General features: G+C 70.6%; 21 protein-coding genes and 1 pseudogene. 14 read left to right on the top strand and 8 right to left on the bottom strand.

The genetic code is table 11. From position 1 onward, the window contains the following. Nucleotides 1–219: 219 nt before the first annotated feature. The 4 genes from ACIOMQ_RS35655 (at nt 220) to ACIOMQ_RS35640 (ending at nt 3,597) form a co-directional block, all read left to right on the top strand. Nucleotides 220–1,536 (top strand): choice-of-anchor A family protein, encoded by a 1,317-nt coding sequence (locus ACIOMQ_RS35655; RefSeq protein WP_402191924.1) that lies wholly within the window; start codon nt 220–222, stop codon nt 1,534–1,536. Nucleotides 1,537–1,545: 9 nt separating this feature from the next. After that, nucleotides 1,546–1,905, top strand: coding sequence for a DUF952 domain-containing protein (locus tag ACIOMQ_RS35650; protein WP_401753914.1), 360 nt, complete (start codon nt 1,546–1,548; stop codon nt 1,903–1,905). A 50-nt stretch (nt 1,906–1,955) separates the two neighbouring features. Beyond that, a complete protein-coding gene (locus ACIOMQ_RS35645; protein WP_402191922.1) occupies nt 1,956–2,855 on the top strand; it encodes an NAD(P)H-binding protein in 900 nt (299 codons plus the stop codon). A 118-nt stretch (nt 2,856–2,973) separates the two neighbouring features. Continuing rightward, the gene (locus ACIOMQ_RS35640) at nt 2,974–3,597 is read left to right on the top strand and encodes a nucleotidyltransferase domain-containing protein (RefSeq protein WP_402191919.1); all 624 of its coding nucleotides are present in this window, start codon (nt 2,974–2,976) and stop codon (nt 3,595–3,597) included. Nucleotides 3,598–3,874: 277 nt separating this feature from the next. On the opposite strand, the gene ACIOMQ_RS35635 is transcribed toward ACIOMQ_RS35640, so the two are convergent. Together ACIOMQ_RS35635 and ACIOMQ_RS35630 are read right to left on the bottom strand one after the other, a co-directional pair. After that, nucleotides 3,875–4,354, bottom strand: coding sequence for a VOC family protein (locus ACIOMQ_RS35635; protein WP_401753916.1), 480 nt, complete (start codon nt 4,352–4,354; stop codon nt 3,875–3,877). Nucleotides 4,355–5,013: 659 nt separating this feature from the next. Then, the gene (locus tag ACIOMQ_RS35630; protein WP_401753919.1) at nt 5,014–5,235 is read right to left on the bottom strand and encodes a hypothetical protein; all 222 of its coding nucleotides are present in this window, start codon (nt 5,233–5,235) and stop codon (nt 5,014–5,016) included. Between the two features lie 354 nt (nt 5,236–5,589). Here ACIOMQ_RS35630 and ACIOMQ_RS35625 point away from each other — a divergent pair. After that, a pseudogene (locus ACIOMQ_RS35625) lies at nt 5,590–6,016 on the top strand (SAM-dependent methyltransferase); the annotation flags it as partial. A gap of 356 nt (nt 6,017–6,372) precedes the next feature. On the opposite strand, the gene sodN reads toward ACIOMQ_RS35625, so the two are convergent. Further along, a complete protein-coding gene (sodN, locus tag ACIOMQ_RS35620; protein WP_093899557.1) occupies nt 6,373–6,768 on the bottom strand; it encodes a superoxide dismutase, Ni in 396 nt (131 codons plus the stop codon). Between the two features lie 180 nt (nt 6,769–6,948). Here sodN and sodX point away from each other — a divergent pair, with 180 nt between their 5' ends. After that, nucleotides 6,949–7,407, top strand: a complete 459-nt coding sequence (gene sodX, locus ACIOMQ_RS35615) for a nickel-type superoxide dismutase maturation protease (protein ID WP_362200779.1) — start codon at nt 6,949–6,951, stop codon at nt 7,405–7,407. Here sodX and ACIOMQ_RS35610 read toward each other — a convergent pair. Continuing rightward, on the bottom strand, nt 7,311–7,940 hold the full coding sequence (locus ACIOMQ_RS35610) for a CGNR zinc finger domain-containing protein (protein WP_362200782.1): 630 nt from the start codon (nt 7,938–7,940) through the stop codon (nt 7,311–7,313). The two genes, sodX and ACIOMQ_RS35610, sit on opposite strands and share 97 nt — an antisense overlap. A gap of 47 nt (nt 7,941–7,987) precedes the next feature. Here ACIOMQ_RS35610 and ACIOMQ_RS35605 point away from each other — a divergent pair, with 47 nt between their 5' ends. From ACIOMQ_RS35605 to ACIOMQ_RS35595, 3 genes are all read left to right on the top strand, one after another. Continuing rightward, nucleotides 7,988–8,791 carry a class I SAM-dependent methyltransferase gene (locus ACIOMQ_RS35605; protein WP_402191917.1) on the top strand — a complete coding sequence of 268 codons (804 nt, stop codon included), beginning with the start codon at nt 7,988–7,990 and terminating at the stop codon, nt 8,789–8,791. A gap of 146 nt (nt 8,792–8,937) precedes the next feature. Continuing rightward, entirely contained in the window at nt 8,938–9,426 is a 489-nt protein-coding gene (locus tag ACIOMQ_RS35600; RefSeq protein ID WP_362200788.1) for a SigE family RNA polymerase sigma factor, read from the top strand. Continuing rightward, on the top strand, nt 9,423–10,181 hold the full coding sequence (locus tag ACIOMQ_RS35595) for a hypothetical protein (protein WP_402191913.1): 759 nt from the start codon (nt 9,423–9,425) through the stop codon (nt 10,179–10,181). The genes ACIOMQ_RS35600 and ACIOMQ_RS35595 overlap by 4 nt, the downstream gene beginning before the upstream one ends. Before the next feature lie 60 nt (nt 10,182–10,241). Here the strand turns inward: ACIOMQ_RS35595 and ACIOMQ_RS35590 are convergent, their stop codons facing one another. The 3 genes from ACIOMQ_RS35590 to ACIOMQ_RS35580 are packed head-to-tail and all read right to left on the bottom strand — an operon-like array spanning nt 10,242 to nt 12,930. Next, nucleotides 10,242–11,003 carry an amino acid ABC transporter ATP-binding protein gene (locus tag ACIOMQ_RS35590; protein ID WP_362200794.1) on the bottom strand — a complete coding sequence of 254 codons (762 nt, stop codon included), beginning with the start codon at nt 11,001–11,003 and terminating at the stop codon, nt 10,242–10,244. Next, complete coding sequence (locus ACIOMQ_RS35585; RefSeq protein WP_362200797.1) at nt 11,000–11,950, bottom strand: amino acid ABC transporter permease; 951 nt, start codon at nt 11,948–11,950, stop codon at nt 11,000–11,002. The genes ACIOMQ_RS35590 and ACIOMQ_RS35585 overlap by 4 nt, the downstream gene beginning before the upstream one ends. 29 nt (nt 11,951–11,979) lie before the next feature. After that, a complete protein-coding gene (locus tag ACIOMQ_RS35580) occupies nt 11,980–12,930 on the bottom strand; it encodes an ABC transporter substrate-binding protein (protein ID WP_401261110.1) in 951 nt (316 codons plus the stop codon). A gap of 534 nt (nt 12,931–13,464) precedes the next feature. Between ACIOMQ_RS35580 and ACIOMQ_RS35575 the strand changes: the two genes are divergently transcribed. From ACIOMQ_RS35575 to ACIOMQ_RS35555, 5 genes are all read left to right on the top strand, one after another. Continuing rightward, entirely contained in the window at nt 13,465–14,676 is a 1,212-nt protein-coding gene (locus tag ACIOMQ_RS35575) for an NADP-dependent malic enzyme (protein WP_362200803.1), read from the top strand. A gap of 236 nt (nt 14,677–14,912) precedes the next feature. Further along, nucleotides 14,913–15,878: a zinc-binding dehydrogenase gene (locus ACIOMQ_RS35570; protein ID WP_402191911.1), complete on the top strand. Its 966-nt coding sequence runs from the start codon at nt 14,913–14,915 to the stop codon at nt 15,876–15,878. A 32-nt stretch (nt 15,879–15,910) separates the two neighbouring features. Next, a complete protein-coding gene (locus ACIOMQ_RS35565; RefSeq protein WP_402191909.1) occupies nt 15,911–17,317 on the top strand; it encodes a cellulase family glycosylhydrolase in 1,407 nt (468 codons plus the stop codon). Nucleotides 17,318–17,409: 92 nt separating this feature from the next. Further along, a complete protein-coding gene (locus ACIOMQ_RS35560; protein ID WP_402191907.1) occupies nt 17,410–17,619 on the top strand; it encodes a helix-turn-helix domain-containing protein in 210 nt (69 codons plus the stop codon). After that, a complete protein-coding gene (locus ACIOMQ_RS35555) occupies nt 17,619–18,182 on the top strand; it encodes a Clp protease N-terminal domain-containing protein (protein WP_401753928.1) in 564 nt (187 codons plus the stop codon). Before ACIOMQ_RS35560 ends, ACIOMQ_RS35555 begins: the two co-directional genes overlap by 1 nt. 86 nt (nt 18,183–18,268) lie before the next feature. Here ACIOMQ_RS35555 and ACIOMQ_RS35550 read toward each other — a convergent pair whose 3' ends face one another. Further along, a complete protein-coding gene (locus tag ACIOMQ_RS35550; protein WP_402191904.1) occupies nt 18,269–19,297 on the bottom strand; it encodes a helix-turn-helix transcriptional regulator in 1,029 nt (342 codons plus the stop codon). Between the last annotated feature and the right edge of the window lies 1 nt (nt 19,298).

Here is a 19,298-nt window from a genome sequence, read left to right as displayed (position 1 = left end):
CGCCGCCGTCAGGCACCGCCGTGATCGGTCACCGCCGTGATCGGGCACGGCTGTCATCGCGCACCGCCGTGATCGGGGTATCCGGGCGGAAGGTCGCCCAACGGCGTGGCATTCCGGTCATTTGTTCACCAAACCTGCATATTTCCTTTTATGGCAACATGTGCGCGTAGATGCGGCAAAGGTATCCGGGCGGCGGTGGCCGTGGCGGCGGCTGCGGCAATGGTGGGCACGCTCGCGTCCACCGCTGTCGCCGACCCGCTGCCCGGCGGGCTCGGCCCGTGTCTGGGCAGCGACTGCCCGACGACATGGCCCGACCCGGGCAACGGGCCCGTCACCCATCACGACAGCAACATCAATATCTTCGTGGGCGGTGACTTCCTGGTCCGGGAGGCCGCCGCCGAGGCCGAGGGGAAGACCGTCACCCTCGGAGAGTTCGACATGGACAAGCGCGAGGGCGCCTCGCAGATCTACAACGTCGGTGTCGCGGGCGTGGGTTCCCGGGTACCGCCGCCCAACGGCTCCGACCACCTGACCGTGGGCGGCGATCTGACCGTCGCGAGCGGACAGCGGCTGCTCGCCGAAGAGGGCCTGAACCACGGTGTGGTGAAGTACGCGCAGAACCTCAGCGGGACGGTGATCCCGGTTGCGGTCGAGGATCCCGACGCCACGACGCCGTACACCGCGCTGCGCGACCGGCTGACCGTGGCCAGCCACTGCTACGCGTACGACGACGGCAAGGACCACCGCCGCCCCGCCACGGGAACCGTGCGGAACAACGGCTTTGAGACCGTCTTCGCCGGTGACGGCAGCTCCGCGATCCAGGTCTTCGCCCTGGACGCCGATGTGACGACCGCCCAGGGCGGCCAGCAGGGCATCACGTTCGACGGCATTCCGGACGGCGCGACCGTGCTGGTCAACGTCTACGGCAGCAGCCGCACCATCAGCACGCTGATGGGCTCGCTGCCCCAGGCCGGGCTCCGTGAACGCCTGATGTGGAACTTCCCGGACGCCACCGAGATCGGTCTGAAGGGCACCGGCCAGTTCCAGGGCAGCGTGCTGGCCGGCAACCGGTCGAGCACGACGACGCTCGCGATGAGCGGCACCAACGGCCGCTTCTACACCGCCGGTTCGCTGACCCATACCTCCGAGGGGCAGTCGGGCGGCCAGGAACTGCACGCCTATCCCTTCGACGGAGACCTGCCGGCCTGCGGCGAGGAGCCGTCGCCCACGCCCACGGAGTCGCCCACGCCCACGCCGACCCAGTCGGAGACGGAGTCGCCCACCCCGACCCCGTCGGAGACGAAAACCCCCGCCCCGACCCCCTCGCACACGGCACCCGGACCGAAACCCACCCCGAGCCACTCCTGGCCGCACCACCCCGGCCCCGAGTGGCCGGACCACTCCGGCCAGGGGGGCTCGCTCCCGAACACGGGTTCCAACGGAGGTGAATGGATTCTCGGTGGTATTGCCGCAGTTCTGCTCGTCGCCGGATCGGCGGCCACGCTGATGGCCCGCAGGACGCGTCGACGCAGCTAGCTTTGGCCCATGGCCGAACTGCTGCTGCACCTCACCGAAGGCCCCTTGTGGGAGGCGGCCCGCGGGATCGGGACGTACGAGATGTCCACCCGCGGCCGCACCCTGCACGAAGAGGGCTTCATCCACTGCTCGCTGCCGCACCAGCTCGACGGCGTGGCCGAGAGGGTGTACGGCGCCGGCAGCCGGGCCGGGGCGGGTGACCAGGACCTGGTGGTCCTCGTCATCGATCCTGCCCGGCTCCCGGCACCCGTACGGTACGAGTCCGTCGAGACCGGCGGCGAGGAGTTCCCGCACATCTACGGACCCGTCCCGGTGGACGCGGTCGTGGAGGTGCGCCCCTGGCCGCGCAAGGAAGGCGACCCCACATGAACCCCGCACCTCCCACAGACCACACAGGCCCAACAGACCACACAGACCCCGTGGGCCCGGGTGCCCCGATCGTCGCCGTCACCGGCGCCGGCGGCGCGGTCGGCGGCCGTGTCGCCCGGCGACTCGCGCGCGCCGGAGTGCCCGTGCGGCTCCTCGGCCGCGACCCGTCCCGGCTGCCGGAACTGCCCGGCGCCGTCGCCGCGCCGCCCGCTCCCTACGGCGACGGGGAGGCCATGCGCCGCGCGCTCGCCGGGGCGCACACCCTCTTCCTCGTCTCGGCGCACGAGAGCGCCGACCGGGTGCGCGAGCACACGACGGCCGTGGACGCGGCGGTCGCCGCGGGCGTCGAACGGATCGTGTACGTCTCCTTCCTCGGAGCCGCACCGGAAGCCACGTTCACCTTCGCCCGGGACCACTGGCACACCGAGGCGCACATCCGGGTCGCCGAGGTCCGCTACACCTTCCTGCGCGACAGCCTGTACATCGCCGCGATCCCGGCGATGACCGGCGCCGACGGGGTGCTGCGCGGTCCGGGCGGCGACGGCCGGGTGGCGGCGGTGGCCCACGACGACATCGCGGACGCCGCGACCGCCGTGCTGCTGGCCGACACCGAGCCCGACGGCACACGCCACGACGGGGTCACCTACGACCTCACGGGCCCCGAGGCGTTCACCCTCGCCGAAGCGGCCGAGGAGCTCGGCAGGGCCGCCGGACGGACCATCACCTACGTACCGGAGACCCGCGAGGAGGCCTACGCCTCACGGGCGCACTACGGCGCGGAGGACTGGGAGGTGGCCGGCTGGGTGACGTCGTACGAGGCCATCGCCACCGGCGAGATGTCCACGGTCTCCGACGCCGTACCGAACCTCACCGGGCATCCGGCGACGAACCTCGCCACCTATCTGCGGGAGCATCCGGACAGCTACCGGCATCTGCTGACGACGGACTGACCTCGCGCCGGGCGGTACGGGAAGAGAAGAGGGGCCTGTGGCCCCCAAAGGAGTAGAGGGGCGGGCGGCCCCCGAAGGAGTAGAGGGGCAGGCGGCCCCGGAGGAGAGCCGGCAGCCGATGCGTACGGAAACCCCCTGGGGCCCCTGGGACCCGCCCCCGCTCGAAGAGGCCGCGCGCCTCTTCGCCCCGCTGCACGCCCCGTGGTGGATCGCGGGCGGATACGCGGTCGAGCTCGCCGTGGGCCACACCTTCCGGGAACACGGCGACATCGACGTACTCCTGCTGCGCCGCGACCAGCTCGCGGCCCAGCAACTCCTGGCGGGCTGGGAATGGTGGGCCGCCGATCCGCCCGGCACCCTGCGCCCCTGGCTCCCCGGCGAGGTCCTGCCGCCGTACGTCCACGACATCTGGTGCCGTCCGGGCCCCGCCGAATCCTGGTGCGTCCAGCTCATGCTCGACGACGCGGAGGGCACCGACTGGCTGTTCCGCCGCGACTCCCGCATCCGCCTTCCGCTCGACCGGCTCGGCCGGGTCTCGAAGGACGGCGTCCCGTACCTCGCCCCCGAGGTGCAGTTCCTGTACAAGGCCGCGTCCCCGCGCCCCAAGGACGAGCAGGACTTCGCGACGGCGCTGCCGGTCCTCACCGCGGACCAGCGCGCCTGGCTGACCGAGACGATCACCCTGGCCCAGGGCGCCGGCCACCCCTGGGCGGCCCGTCTGCGCGCCCACCCGGCCGGCTGACCGCGCCTCACCCTCACGTACACACCCGCCCGCACCGCCGCCGGCCGACGGCCGGGAGCGGCGCCACCCAGGCCACCGCCACCCGCTGCCGGACCGCCACACTGCGGACCGCCGCACCGCCGGACTGTCACACCGCCGGACTGCCGGAGGGAGTTGCCGGACGGAGACATCGACGGCTTCACTGTCCGCCGGGCCTCTCCGCTCTGTCGGCTCGCGTCGACTCTTGTCAGCCGTCGTCAGCCCTCGCCAGCCCCCCGTAGGCCCTCGTCGGCTCGCGTCAGCCCTCGTCGTGCGCTTTCCGTAGTGCGGCGATGTCCAGCTTCTTCATGGTCATCATCGCCGCGGTGGTCCGCGCGGCCTTTTCCGCGTCCTGGTCGCCGATCAGATCGATCAGCACCTCGGGGACGACCTGCCAGGAGACGCCGTACCTGTCCTTCAGCCAGCCGCAGGACCCCTCTTCGCCCCCGTCGGTGAGACTGCTCCAGTAGCGGTCCACCTCGTCCTGGTCCCCGCAGCGGATCTGGAACGAGATGGACTCGTTGAAGGTGAACTGCGGCCCGCCGTTCAGCCCGACGAACTTCTGGCCGTTGATCTCGAACTCGACCGTCATCGCCTGCCCGGCGGGCCCGGGGCCCGCTTCGGTGTAGCGGCCGATCCTGCCGAGGCGGGAGTTCTCGAAGACCGAGAGGTAGTACTCCGCCGCCTCCTCGGCCTGCCCGTCGAACCACAGACACGTGGTGAAGCCCTCGGTGGTCATCGCTGTCTCCTGTCGTGAGCGCATGTCTGGCGTGTGCGCATGTCCGCCCATACCGACTGATGCCGTCCGGCAACTCATCGGTCATTACTGGGGTATTGGGGGCGCTCGACCCCATGGACATCCGGACCTGCCGAGCACCGGCTGGGTCATGGCGGTGACGGAGATCCCGTCGGAGAGTACGGCCTCGTGCGGGGTAAACGGTGGGCACACGCCGGGCGTTGACCCTACGCGAGAGAAACCGGACAGTCCGGGCGGCTCCGCGGTGGAGGCCCGACGGCGGACTCGGCCTCGACTGCCCGCTCGGCCTGCTGCCGCATTTCGTATGTCGCTCGCAGATTTCGTACGGGAGTAGGCGGGCCTACTCCTCGTCGACCGGGTCGGCATCCTCGTCGTAGAGCCGGTCAGGGGGGTCCTGCCGGATGTGCCGGTCAGCCACCGTGCCCTGCGTCCGTGTGGGGGCGTCGGGCGTGGACGCGTTCCTGGCGTCCCTCGCGATGACGGACTGCGCTGCCTTGATGGTGTCTCTGATGCCCGTGCGGGCGTCCTTGCGTGTTGGGCGGATCTGGATGGCCGCCCGGACTCCGGCCGCCGCCGGCCTCGGGTACGGGCGGGAGCCCGCCCGCGGCTGGCCGGCGCGATGTCACAGCCGCGGGCGGGAGTCAGGGGGTGTGGCAGGAACAGACGCAGCCGGCCTTTCGGCACTCGTGATGCAGCGGCGGGTCGTCGAATCGTTCGGCGGCGACGCAGAGAGCGCTGACCGGGGAGCCCCACGCGGCCTCCATCTGGGCCAGGCGCGCATCCCATGCCGCCTCGTGCTCCTCGGGGCTCACGAACGGCGGGCCGGATACATCCGCGGCCGCGCCCAGGCGGGCCGTGCGCACGGTAGCTCGTGCACGTGGATCGTGATGCCGGGGCCGGTCGCACCGGCCACCTCGTACGCCTTCGACTCCTCAGGGGCCATGGGCTCGTGGCAGCGGTCGCACATCATCGGCGCGCCTCCCGCCAGGTGCGGCTGAGCCGGAGCGCGGTGGGGCACGGTGAGCAGCGGCAGGCCGCGCACGCACAGGTGTGGCCGAGAAGCGTGCGGTACTCGGCCTCGCCAGGCACGGCCGCCGACGCTCGGCCCAGCGCGGAGATGATCACCGCCCCACCCCAAGGCAAGGGCTGGCCGCGTCTTCGAGTGCGGCCTGTAGAGCCGCGGCCTCCGTCGTCCATACCTCGGCAACTGGACGGACCAGGCAGTCAGGGAGCTGGCCCGCGTTGTGGCCCGCGACGGGCTGGTCGTCGTCTCCACCAACAGCGACTGCGACAAGGTCGAGCTCGATGACCTGTGGCAGCGGGCCGCCGGCGAGGTCCTCGGCGTCGGCCGCGGTCCGGCCCGGATCTCGCTCAGCGCCCGCTTCTGTCTGGAGAAGGCCCCGGCTTTCCTGGGCGAGGAGTTCAGCCGGGTGGAGACCATCGAGCTGCCCGGAACCATCGCAGTCCGTGACCCCGAGCCCGTCATTGCGCACATGGCTTCGTACCGCGCCTGGGCGGACCAGCGCGACGTGCCCTTCGGCGCCGACCATCGATCGGGCCCGCGCTCTCGTCGCCCGTCACATCGCCCGGTACGGGGCGTACGAGATCACCTGCCTTGGCGGCATTCTCGTGTGCGGACCGTGAGTTCGCCGACGAACTTCTGCCCACGCTGCCGGGCGGCAGGGCGGTCAGGTGGACCGCAGCCGAGGCGAAGCGGATGGTCTTCTCCCGGCCGCGCTTCCCGGTGGCGCGCCTGCGGTTCATCAGCGAGGGCGGCACAGGGGCGCCGGGGGCGCTCCAGGAGGGTGGTTCGACCTGGCGATCGGACGTCGACCGGCTGAGGGCGCGGAGCGGCCGAACGCGGGCCGCGAGCCCGTCTGCCGGGTGAAACAGACCGCACCCGGCCCGTCATGGACGCCGGGTTCGGCGGCCTGCGGACCGGGTGCGGACAGGTGGGCGATGCGACCCGCGAAAGCGCAGGTCGGCGGCCCAGCCAGAGATCAGGCCTTCTTGGTCTCCCAGAAGATCTTGTCGATCTGGGCGATGTAGTCCAGCGCCTTCTGGCCCGTCGCCGGGTCCGTGGAGGCCTTCGCGGCCGACAGCGCCTTCAGGGCGTCGTTGACCAGCTGGTGCAGCTCCGGGTACTTCTCGAAGTGCGGGGGCTTGAAGTAGTCGCTCCACAGCACCGAGACGTGGTGCTTGGCGAGCTCGGCACGCTGCTCCTTGATGACCACGGCGCGGGCCCGGAAGTGCGGGTCCTCGTTGGCCTGGTACTTCTCCTGGACGGCCTTGACGGACTCCGCCTCGATGCGGGCCTGGGCCGGGTCGTACACGCCGCAGGGCAGGTCGCAGTGGGCGCTGACCTTCACCTTGGGGGCAAACAGGCGGGAAAGCATTGAGCTGTCCTTCCTCGTGATCGTCTTCTCAGGTGGGACATTACTCCGTGAGTGACGGGTTTTCGTGGCTGCCCCCATGGGCTTAGGCCAAAAGTCCGGGGTGAGGATGGGTCCGGTGGCCGAATGTACGGAACGCTGTACAGGAGGGTGTACTGGACGGACCGGGGAGGTGTCGGAGTGATGCGGGAGGTGCCTGAGGTGCCTGAGCTGACGCAGGAGCAGCGCGGGCGTGGGCCGGCCGGGCGCGTGTCGTTCCAGGTGGTGGAGGTGACGGGGCCGTCGATGGTGCCCACGCTCCATCACGGGGACTGGCTGCTCGTGCAGTACGGGGCAACGGTGCGTCCCGGGGACGTGGTGATTCTGCGCCATCCGTTCCAGCAGGATCTGCTGGTCGTCAAGCGGGCCGCCGAGCGCCGCCGGGGCGGCTGGTGGGTGCTGGCCGACAACAGCTTCGCCGGCGGTGACAGCACGGACTACGGGACGGTGCCCGAGGAGCTCGTGCTGGCCAGGGCCCGGGCGCGCTACCGGCCGCTGAAGAAGGATCAGCGGTCGCTGTGGGGTGTGGTGGCCTGGGCGGTCTCCGCGCTGCGGCCGGTCTCTGCGGCGCGTTCCGTCTCCAGCCGCTTGCGGGCCCGGTAGGCGGCCACGTTGGCGCGGGTCGCGCAGCGGTCCGAGCAGTAGCGGCGGGAGCGGTTGGTCGAGGTGTCGAGGTAGGCGTTGCGGCAGGGCGCCGCCTCGCACAGGCCGAGCCGGTCCACACCGTACGAGGTGAGATGGAAGGCGAGGCCCATCGCCGCGATGGCGGCGTATCCGGCCGTCGCGTTCGACGGGTGGTCGGCGAGGTGCATGTGCCAGTCCGGCTTGCCGTCCTCGTCGCGGAAATCGTGCCCGGAGATCTGCGGGCTGACCGGGAACTCCAGCAGCAGTGAGTTGAGCAGGTCGACGGCGAGTGTCTCGTCACCGCCGTCGGCCGCTTCGAAGACCGCGCGCAGCCGTGCCCGTACGGACCGGAAGCGGGTCACATCCGCGTCGGTGGCCCGCCGGGCCGCCTGTTGGTTGACGCCGAACAGCTCGCGGACCGCCTCGACGGCGATGAGGGAGTCCTTGTTGCGGGTCGGCTCCTCGGTGTTGACCAGACGCACGGCATAGTCCGAGTAATAGGCCAGTTCCACTTGTAGTCCTTACGGCGTCGGTCTAAAGTGATGCAGCGAGCGATGTAATGGGCGTTTACGGTCTAAGGGTATTACATAGGAGGGTCCTCGTGGCGGAGACAACGACAGGTACCGACTGGGCGGCCTGGCAGGAGAGCTGGGACCGCCAGCAGGAGTGGTACATGCCCGACCGTGAGGAACGGTTCCGGGTGATGCTGGACATGGTCGAGGCCGTGGTGGGGCCCCGGCCGAGAGTGCTGGATCTCGCATGCGGTACGGGAAGTATTACGGACCGGCTCCTCAAGCGGTTCCCCGAAGCCACCAGCACGGGTGTCGACCTCGACCCGGCACTGCTCGCCATCGCCCGCGGCTGCTTCGACGGCGACGAGCGCGTCACCTTCGTCACCGCCGACCTCAAGGACTCCGACTGGGCAGGGCAGTTGCCGTACGACTCGTACGACGCCGTCCTCACCGCCACCGCCCTGCACTGGCTGCACACCGAGCCGCTCACCGCGCTCTACCGGCGGATCGGCGGGCTCGTCAGGGACGGCGGGGTGTTCATGAACGCCGACCACATGATCGACACCGAGACGCCCCGCATCAACGCGGCCGAGCGTACCCACCGGCACGCGACCATGGACCGCGCCAAGACCGCGGGCGCTCTCGACTGGGCGGACTGGTGGGAGCTCGCCGCCAAGGATCCGGTTCTCGCCGGGCCGACGGCCGAGCGGTACAAGATCTACGGCGAGCACGCGGACGGGGACATGCCGTCCGTGCAGTGGCACGTCGACACCCTGCGCGAGGCGGGGTTCGGCGAGGCGCGCGCCGTCTGGGCCTCGCCCTCGGACAGCCTGGTGCTCGCCGTGAAGTAGCGGCGGGTCGTGCGGTGAGGGGCGGTACGGGGAGGTTGCCCGTACCGCCTCTTCTTTTCCGGCTTCCGCTGCAACCCGCCGTGCCTCCCACCGCACTGGAAGGGTGAGACGGTCCGCACCCGCGGACCCGGAGAGGGGCGCCGACGATGCGGATCGATGACGATGCCGCGCTGCACGCCTTCGTCGAAGGCAGACGTACCGCGCTGTTCCGCAGCGCGTACCTGCTCTGCGGCGACCGGCACGAGGCCGATGACCTGGTCCAGGCGACGCTGGTCAAGGTGGTGCTCGGTGGGCGGCGGTACGGACGGCTCGACAACATCGAGGCGTACGCGCGCAAGACGCTGATCAACACCTTCATCGCGTCCCGCCGCAGGTTCTGGCGGCGCGAACAGTCCTACGGCGAACTGCCCGACCGCGCCGACCGGGCGCCGGACACGGACACCGGCCTGGCGGTGCGGGCGGCACTCGCCCGGCTCACGGACAAGCAGCGGGCCGTCCTGGTCCTGCGCTACTGGGAGGACCTGAGCGTCGAGGCCACGGCCGGACTGCTCGGGATGCGGGAGAACACGGTCAAGAGCCACGCGGCTCGGGGGCTGGCGGCGCTGCGCGCCGAGATGGCGGAGGAATTGGTATGAGCAACGACGTGCACGAGCTGCTGGGGCGGGCCGCGGACGACGCGGGAGAGCCGGCCACCACCACCCGGACGGTGTTCGCCGGGGCCGCCCGGGTGCGGCTGCGGCGCCGGGTCACCGTCTCGGTCGCGGCGGCCGCCGTGGTCGCGGCCGGAGCCGTCGCCGTGCCGAACCTGGCACCGAAGGGCGACACACAGGAGGCCACGGTGGCGGCCCCGGTCGAGCTCGCGGGCAACGGCGGCCGGGCGAAGAAGCTGGCGAAGGTGCTGCCGAAGGACGTCGGAGCCGTCGAGCAGGTCTCGCTGTCGGTCATCCTCAAGGGCGACACCTCCAAGCAGGAGATGGAGCACCTGGCGGGGCCGCTGGACGGGCACTTCTCCGTACGCAAGGACGGCGGCGTCGGCTACCTCGTCATCGGCCACCTGGACACCGGGAAGGCCGGCGAGGCGGCCCCGGACGGCGATCCGTGCAAGCCCGTCCAGGGGCAGCCGGGTCCGGCGGACTGCGTGAACGAGAGGCTGCCGGACGGACGGGTGCTGACGACCTGGAGCGACCCGATGAACCACGAGGGCGCGCCGCAGTGGGGCAAGGAGCTGGTCGGCCGGCTCACCCTGAAGGACGGCGGGGTGCTGGCCGTCCGTGACAGCACCGGCTTCAAGGGCGAGCGGGCGCAGGGCCCGCTCATGAAGACGCCGCCGCTGACCCGTGCCCAGCTGCGGGAGCTGCTGCTCAGCCCGGAGCTGCTGCCCAAGAAGTAGGGGTACGGAGGAGGGCGGCACGGAGTCGGCCTCCGTACCGCCCTTCCGGCTCCTGCGCTGCTACAGCACCTTCGACAGGAACGACTTCGTCCGGTCGTGCTGCGGGTTGGTCAGCACGTCGCGCGGGTGGCCCGCCTCGACCACCACGCCGTCGTCCATGAAGACCAGCGCGTCGCCGACCTCACGGGCGAAGCCCATCTCGTGGGTCACGACGACCATCGTCATGCCGTCCTCCGCGAGACCGCGCATGACGTCCAGGACATCGCCCACCAGCTCCGGGTCGAGCGCCGACGTCGGCTCGTCGAAGAGCATCAGCTTCGGCTCCATGGCCAGGGCGCGGGCGATCGCCACCCGCTGCTGCTGGCCGCCGGAGAGCTGCGAGGGGTAGTTCTTCGCCTTGTCGGCCAGGCCCACCCGGTCCAGCAGCCGTTCCGCCCTGGCCCGGGCGACGGCCCTGGACTCGCGCTTGACCTGGACCGGGGCCTCCATGACGTTCTCGATCGCCGTCATGTGGGGGAAGAGGTTGAAGCGCTGGAAGACCATGCCGATGTCCCGGCGCTTCAGGGCGACTTCGCTGTCCTTGAGCTCGTAGAGCTTTTCGCCCTTCTGGCGGTATCCCACCAGCTCGCCGTCGACGTACAGCCGGCCGGCGTTGATCTGCTCCAGGTGGTTGATGCACCGCAGGAAGGTCGACTTGCCGGAACCGGACGGGCCGATCAGGCAGAAGACCTCGCGCGGGGCGACCTCCAGGTCGATGCCCTTCAGGATGTGCGCGGCGCCGAAGGACTTGTGGACGCCCTCGGCCTTCACCATGGCGGTCATGCCATGCCTCCCTTCGGGCGGCCCAGGGACAGCAGGTTGGCCCTGACCTTCTGCAGCGGGGTGGGCGGCAGGCTGCGGCTCGACCCGCGTGCGTAGTACCGCTCCAGATAGAACTGGCCGATGCTCAGCACCGAGGTCATGATCAAATACCAGGCCGCGGCCAGGAAGTACATCTCGACCGGGGCTCCGGACCCCTGCCCGATGTCCTGGGCGTACTTGAACAGTTCGTAGAACTGCACGGCCGCCACCAGCGACGTCGTCTTGAGCATGTTGATGACTTCGTTGCCCGTCGGCGGCACGATCACCCGCATCGCCTGCGGGATCACGACGCGCCGGAGCGTCTTGCCGTGGCTCATGCCCAGCGCGTGCGACGCCTCCGTCTGGCCCTCGTCGACCGAGAGCAGCCCCGCACGGCAGATCTCCGCCATGTAGGCGGCCTCGTTGAGACCCAGGCCGAGCAGCGCCGTCAGCAGCGGCGTCATGAAGCTCGACCAGTAGTCCTTGTAGATCGGCATGAGGTTGATGTACTCGAAGACCAGGCCCAGGTTGAACCAGACGAACAGCTGGACCAGGACCGGGGTGCCGCGGAAGAACCAGATGTAGAACCAGGCGATCGACGAGGTCACCGGGTTCCTCGACAGCCGCATCACGGCCAGCAGGATGCCGCCGACGATGCCGATGACCATGGACAGGGCGGTCAGCAGCAGGGTCTGGGAGACGCCCTTGAGGATGCGGTCGTCGAAGAAGTAGTCGGGGACCGCGCCCCAATTGATCTTGCCCTGGCTGAACGCGTAGATGATCGCCACGAGCGCGGCGATGGCGATGACGGCCGAGACGTACCGGCCGTAGTGCCGGACCGGAATGGCCTTGATCGCCTCCGGCCGGGCCGACGAGGTGGGCGGTATGCGCGGCCGGTCGGCCGGGCCCGTCTTCTCGATGTCAGTCACAGGAAGAACCTTTCCGCGCCGGTGCCTGCTCAGGATCCGCCGTTCAGCTTGGCCTCGGTGACCGCGCCGGCCTCCACCCCCCACTTGGAGATGATCTTGCCGTACTCGCCGTTCTTGATGATCGCGTCCAGGGCCGCCTGGACGGCCTTGGCCAGCTGGTCGTTGCCCTTGGCGACGGCGATGCCGTACGGGGCGGCCTCGACCTGCTCGCCGACGATCTGGAAGTCCTTGCCGCCGCCCGAGGTCTTCACCGCGTACGCGGCCACCGGGAAGTCGGAGGAGCCGGCGTCGGCACCACCGCTGCGCAGCCGGGTCTGGGCCTCCAGGTCGTTGTCGAAGGTCTCGATCGCGATCTTCTTGCCGCCCGTGCACTTCTTCGACTCGGCCTTGGCGAGGTTGTGCGAGACGGTGCCGCGCTGGACGGCGATCTTCTTGCCGCAGAGGTCGGCCCAGGTCTTGATGCCCTGGTCGTCGCCCTTCCGGGTGTAGATCGAGACGCCGGCGGTGAAGTAGTCGACGAAGTCGACGCCCTCGCCGACCTTCTTCTTCGTCTCGGAGTCGATGCCCTGCTGGCGGTCCTTGGTGTCGGTCATCGACGACATCGCCAGGTCGTAGCGCTTGGAGCGCAGGCCGGTGATCAGCGTGTCGAACGTGCCGTTCTCGAACTGGAACGTCACCCCGAGCTCCTTGCCGAGCGCGGCGCCGATGTCGGGGTCGATGCCGACCGTCCTGCCGGACTTGTCCTTGAACTCGACCGGCGGGTACGCGATGTCCGAGCCGACCCTGATGACGCCCTTGGCCTTGATCTCCCGCGGCAGCAGATCTGCGGCCGCGGTGCCGCTGGTCTTCGTCGAGCTGTTGGATCCGCTCTTGGTCTGGTCGCCGCAGGCGGTCAATAGCATGGTGCCGGCGACCGCGATGGCGCCGACTGCTGCGATCCGGGACTTCGCGGCCGTACGGCGTGTGGTGCGTGCGGTCATGATCGGGCTCCTCCGCAGGTGAGGGTGGTGTTGCTCGGTGGCTGACACGCGCTGTCGGATGTCGCCGCCCCGTGCGATTTACGGCATCTTGCCATTCGGACTTGCCCGAACAAGGGGCCAGTCATGTCAAAATCGGGTAACGGGCGATCCCCGAACCTCAGGGGAACCTCAGGGGCCGGTACAGCAGACGGCCGGACCATCCGTGGGCGTTCCTTCTTCATGCCGGAGGATCTGCGGCGCGTCTCGACTGGCGGACGCCATTTCGCCGGGTGGCTGACTTATCCGGATATTCGACTATGAGTCACGTCACCGCGCCGGTTTGGACTCGTCCGCGATGCGGTCCGTCGGGTAAGAAAGACCTTTACACCCCTCATCCGGGGCTCAGGGCGCGTGTGCGGCGCGCCCGCGCGTATGTATCTCCCCCTGCCGGGGCGGGCCAACCGCCGGGCGCAGGGGACGTACGCGGTGCCCGCCCACCCCTCCTCAACCAGGAGTGGCCACCCTCAAACGATGAAGACTTAAGGGGTCAACACCATGGCAGCGGAGATCGTCAATCCTCGCAGCGACAGCACTACTGACAGCACCACCGACGAGCCGTTCGATCCGGCCTTCGCGCTCCATCGCGGCGGCAAGATGGCCGTGCAGGCCACCGTTCCCGTCCGTGACAAGGACGACCTGTCCCTCGCGTACACACCCGGCGTCGCCAAGGTGTGCAGCGCCATCGCCGAGAATCCCGAGCTGGTCCACGACTACACCTGGAAGTCGCAGGTCGTCGCGGTCGTGACGGACGGCACCGCGGTGCTCGGCCTCGGTGACATCGGTCCCGAGGCGTCCCTCCCGGTGATGGAGGGCAAGGCGATCCTGTTCAAGCAGTTCGGCGGCGTCGACGCCGTGCCGATCGCGCTCGCGACCACCGACGCGGACGAGATCGTCGAGACGGTCGTCCGGCTCGCACCGTCCTTCGGCGGGGTGAACCTGGAGGACATCTCGGCGCCGCGCTGCTTCGAGATCGAGCGCAGGCTCCAGGAGCGGCTCGACATCCCGGTCTTCCACGACGACCAGCACGGCACCGCCGTCGTGACGCTCGCGGCCCTGCGCAACGCCGCGAAGCTGTCCGGGCGGAGCCTCGGCGAGTTGCGCGCCGTCATCTCCGGTGCCGGAGCGGCCGGAGTGGCCATCGCCAAGTTCCTGCTGGAGGCGGGGCTCGGCGATGTCGCCGTGGCCGACCGCAAGGGCATCGTCAGCCGGGACCGCACGGACCTGACGGACGTCAAGCGCGAGCTGGCCGAGCTCACCAACCGGGCCGGGATCTCCGGTCCGCTGGAGAGCGCGCTGGCCGGCGCGGACGTCTTCATCGGGGTCTCCGGCGGCACCGTGCCCGAGGCGGCCGTCGCCTCGATGGCGCCCGGAGCGTTCGTCTTCGCCATGGCCAACCCGAACCCCGAGGTCCACCCCGATGTCGCGCACAAGTACGCGGCCGTCGTGGCGACCGGCCGGTCGGACTACCCGAACCAGATCAACAACGTGCTGGCCTTCCCCGGCATCTTCGCCGGTGCCCTTCAGGTCCGGGCCTCCCGGATCACCGAGGGCATGAAGATCGCCGCGGCGAACGCGCTGGCCGATGTCGTGGGCGACGAGCTCGCGGCGGACTACGTGATTCCGTCGCCGTTCGACGAGCGGGTGGCGCCTGCGGTGACGGCCGCGGTGGCCGCGGCGGCGCGGGCGGAGGGCGTCGCCCGACGCTGAGTCCCGGGGCGGTGTGGGGGTGCGGGTGCGGGGTGCGCCTGCGGTGGGCTGTTCCCCCACCCGCCCTTTCCCTTGGCCGGGGGCTCCGTCCCCGGCCACCGCTCCTCGATCGCCGAGGGGACCGGAGAGCCGGCCCCACCGACGCGCAAGGCGCGTAACCCGGTGCGGGAAGAGGCGGCGCGTGTCACACCGGCGCCTGGTTACGCCGGTCGGCGCCCCGGCCTATCGTCGAGGCCATGTTCGCCGCCTACGCATCCCGCATCGACCGCGACCAGCCCCTCAACGGCCTTGAGCTGGGCGAGCGCCCTGCCCCCGGGGCACGTCCCGGCTGGACCACCGTCAGCGTCCGGGCCGCCTCCCTCAACCACCACGACCTCTGGTCCCTGCGCGGCATCGGCCTCGCCGAGGACAAACTGCCGATGATCCTCGGCTGCGACGCCGCCGGGATCGACGAGGACGGCAACGAGGTCGTCCTGCACTCCGTCATCGGCCAGACCGGACACGGCGTCGGGCCGAAGGAACCCCGGTCCATCCTCACGGAGCGCTACCAGGGCACCTTCGCCGAGCAGGTCACCGTTCCCAGCTGGAACGTGCTGCCCAAGCCGAAGGAGCTCACCTTCGAGCAGGCGGCCTGTCTGCCGACCGCCTGGCTCACCGCGTACCGGATGCTCTTCACCAACGCCGGGGTGCGTCCCGGCGATTCGGTCCTCGTCCAGGGCGCGGGCGGCGGCGTCGCCACCGCCGCGATCGTGCTCGGCCGGGCGGCCGGGCTGCGGGTCCACGCCACCAGCCGTGACGGGGCCAGGCGCAAGCGCGCGGTCGAACTCGGCGCGATCGCGGCGTACGAGCCCGGCGCGCGGCTGCCGGAGCGCGTCGACGCGGTCATCGAGACGGTCGGTGCCGCCACCTGGTCCCATTCGGTGAAGTCCCTGCGTCCCGGTGGCACCCTCGTCATCTCCGGCGCGACCAGCGGTGACCGGCCCTCGCACGCCGAGCTGACCCGGATCTTCTTCCTGGAGCTGAAGGTCGTCGGGTCGACGATGGGGTCCAAGGACGAGCTGGAGGATCTGCTGGCCTTCTGCGCGACGACCGGGGTGCGGCCCGTCATCGACGAGGTGCTGCCGCTGGACCGGGCCCGCGAGGGGTTCGAACGGCTGGCCGCGGGCGACCAGTTCGGAAAGATTGTGCTCACCTGCTCTTGAGGTGTTCGGGGTGAGCTGTTCTCATCTGCGCCATGCGAACGCGGACACGGATGGGCAGCGTACTCACCTCAATCGTCACTTCGGCCGTGCTCGCGGCGGGGGCCCTCGCCCCCGCCGCCGACGCACAGCCCGCACCACCGGACCGGACCGGCATCCCCCGCCTCACCGACGACGAGGGCCGCACCCTCACCCTGCGCGGATGGAGCGTCGCGGACAAGGCGAACAGAGGTGACCAAGCGCTGACCGCCATCACCGAGAAACACTTCCGCGATCTGCACGCGAAGGGCTTCGACTTCGCCCGGCTGCTCATCTTCTGGGACGACCTGGAGCCACGCCGGGGCCAGTACAGCACCGCGTATCTGCGCAAGATCGACCGGGTCCTGGACTGGGCGCGGAAGTACGACATCCGGGTGGTGCTCGATGCCCACCAGGACGTCTTCGGCCCGGCGTTCGGCAGCCGGGGCATCCCGGCCTGGGCGACCCGTACCGACGGTCTGCCCTTCACCCCGCACCCCGACGACTGGTTCTCCGAGTACTTCGAGCCCGCCGTGCAACGCGCCTTCACCCATCTCTACGAGGACCCCGATCTCCAGCGCGCCCAGGCGCAGATGTGGCAGGTCGTCGCCGACCGCTACGCGCACCACCCCGCCGTCCTCGGCTACGACCTGATCAACGAGCCGATGGGGGAGCTCCAGGAGGGGGAGGACCTGCCGACGGCTGCCCGGCGCATCGAGGCCCGCCAGCTCACCCCGATGTACAACAGGCTGGCCCGCGCAATTCGTTCGGTGGACCGCTCCACCTGGCTGTTCGTCGAACCCACCCCCGCCGTCGGCGAGGGAGTCCCCACCGGGCTGGGCGTGATCAAGGACCACCGGACCGTCTACGCACCGCACTTCTACAACACCGCGATGGAGGCGGGCGCCGACTACGACCCGTCGGCGGGCTGGATCGAGTCGTACGAGGCCGCCGTCACTACGTACCCGGAGCAGCGGCACATTCCGGTCGTCGTCGGCGAGTGGGGCCCACTGAACAACACACTTCCCCAGATGGGCCGTTTCTACCAGGACGCGATGGCCTCCCTGAGCCGCTACACCTCGGGCTGGGCCGGCTGGGTGTGGTGCTACGGCGGCGGCTACTGCGCACTGGACAAGGAAGGCGCCTTCGCGACCAACAAGGAACGGACCGCCACGCCGTACGCGCCCGCCGTCGCCGGAACCGTCCACTTCGACACGTACGACGACGCCACCGGCGTCTACCGGCTCTCCTACACGGCGGGCCGCCGCGGCACCACGGAGGTCTCCCTGCCGCCGACGACGGGGGAGTGGCGGGTCTCGGTGGACGGTCACGCCGAAGTCCACAGGGACGGGGGAGAGGTGCGTGTCCGGGCCCGCGAGGGTGCGCGTGTCACGGTCACGGTGACGTGGGCGGCGCGAGGCTGAGACGGTCGCCGCAGAGCCTTGTGCCCTTGTGCCCTTGTGCCCTTGTGTCAATCATGGTTGACGCGAGGGTCATGTCAACGTAAGTTGACATCATGACCGAAGCAACGGAGCTCGCCGCGCGCGCCGGCGACCGCGATCCCCGGGTGGGGTTGCGGGCGGTCGCCGCACTGCGACGGCTGCTGGAGCAACTCGAATCCGTACAAGTCGCAAGCGCCCGTGCGAAGGGCTGGTCGTGGCAGGAGATCGCGGCCGAGCTGGGCGTCAGCCGACAGGCCGTGCACAAGAAGTACGGGAGGCGTTGATGTTCGAACGATTCACCAAGAGTGCCCGGGCGACAGTGACCGGTGCCGTGACCCACGCCGAACGGGCCGATGCCGCATCGGTCACCGAGGAGCATCTGCTGCTCTCCCTGCTGGACCGGCGCGGCGGCCGGGCCTCCTTCGCCATCACCTCGCTGGGCCTCGCCGGCCGCCGCGCGGCGATCGAGGCCGATCTGGTCACCGCACGCCGCCGCGGCGGGCTGACCCGGGCCGATACGGAGGCACTCGCCGACATCGGCATCGACGTCACCGAGATCGTCGCCCGCGTCGAGGAGGCCCACGGGGAGGGCGCGCTGGACAGGGGCCGACGGCGCGGGGCGGGGCGTCGCCCGTTCGCCCGCGGGTCGAAGGACGTCCTGGCGAAGACGCTGCGGATCGCGGTGGGGCGCGGGGACCGCTTCATCGGCGATGAGCACCTCCTGCTGGCGCTCACCGCCCGCCCCGGCGTGGTCGCCGACGTACTCGCCGCCCACGGCGCGACGTACGAGACGGTGAACCGCGCGCTGTACGGGAACGGGGACGATGCCGCCCCGTCCGGCAGCTGAGAGCTGAGAGCTGAGAGCCGGGAGCCGGGAGCCGAGGGCCGGGAGCGGGAATCCCGTGCCGGTGTCCGGGCGGGCCGGACACCGGCTCACTTCTCCCCGCCGTCGTCCTTCCCCAGCAGCGCCCCGATGTGGGCCGCCGCCGTCGACAGATGGCGGCGGGCCTCCGCCAACTGATCCTCCGTGACGCCCCGGTCCCGGGCGGCGTCGCGGATGTCGTCGCGGAAGCGGTCGAGCAGGCGGTCCAGGTCGCGGGCCGGGTCGCCGGTGGCGGTGTCCTTGCCCCATTCCGGATCGGCGCCGGCGGGTTCGGGCTTGATGTACGGAGGCCGGCCGCCCGTCCTGGCGAAGCTGCCCAGCTGGTTGGTGATCTCGGCCAGTCCCTCCCGCACCCCCGAGGGCCAGTCGCCCCGGGCGAAGTGCTCCTGGACCTGGCGGGCGGCGTTCTGCATCTGCTCGCGCGCCCTGTCCTGGGCCTCCTTGGCCTGACGACGGGCCTGCTGGGCGTCCTCGCGGGCGCGGCGGGACTCGTCCTTCGCCCGGCGGGCCTGCTCCTTCCACTCCTGCTTGGCCTTGCGCAGCTCCTCCTTCGCGGCGCGCCACGCCTCCTTGTCCGCGAAGTCACCGAAATCGCCGAAGGCGGACTCCCAGTCGCTCCTGCGACCAGTGCCGGAGCCAGAGCCAGAGCCAGAGCCGGAGCCGGAGCCGGTCCCGGAGCCGGCGGAGCCGTGCCTGGTCTCGTGCGCCGCGGCCCGCATCTCGCTGCGCAGCTTGCCGGCGGCGCCGCGCACGTCGTCCCGGATCTCGGCGGCGAGTTCGGAGACGGAGTCCTTGATCTCCTGTTCCAGATCGGCCAGTTCGCCGGTGCGGCCGGCCAGTTCGGCGCGGCCCGCTTCGGTGATCGAGTAGACCTTGCGGCCACCCTCGGTGGCATGGGTGACGAGGCCCTCGGCCTCCAGTTTGGCCAGCCGGGGATAGACCGTGCCCGCCGAGGGCGCGTACAGCCCCTGGAAGCGCTCCTCCAGGAGCCGGATCACCTCGTAGCCGTGGCGAGGGGCCTCGTCGAGCAGTTTCAGCAGATAGAGGCGGAGGCGGCCGTGGGCGAATACGGGGGACATG

The sequence above is a fragment of the Streptomyces sp. NPDC087845 genome, assembly GCF_044742755.1.
Taxonomy (GTDB): Bacteria; Actinomycetota; Actinomycetes; order Streptomycetales; family Streptomycetaceae; genus Streptomyces.
The sequence above is the reverse complement of the archived record's forward strand: the minus strand, read 5'-3'. Positions and strand labels throughout refer to the sequence as shown.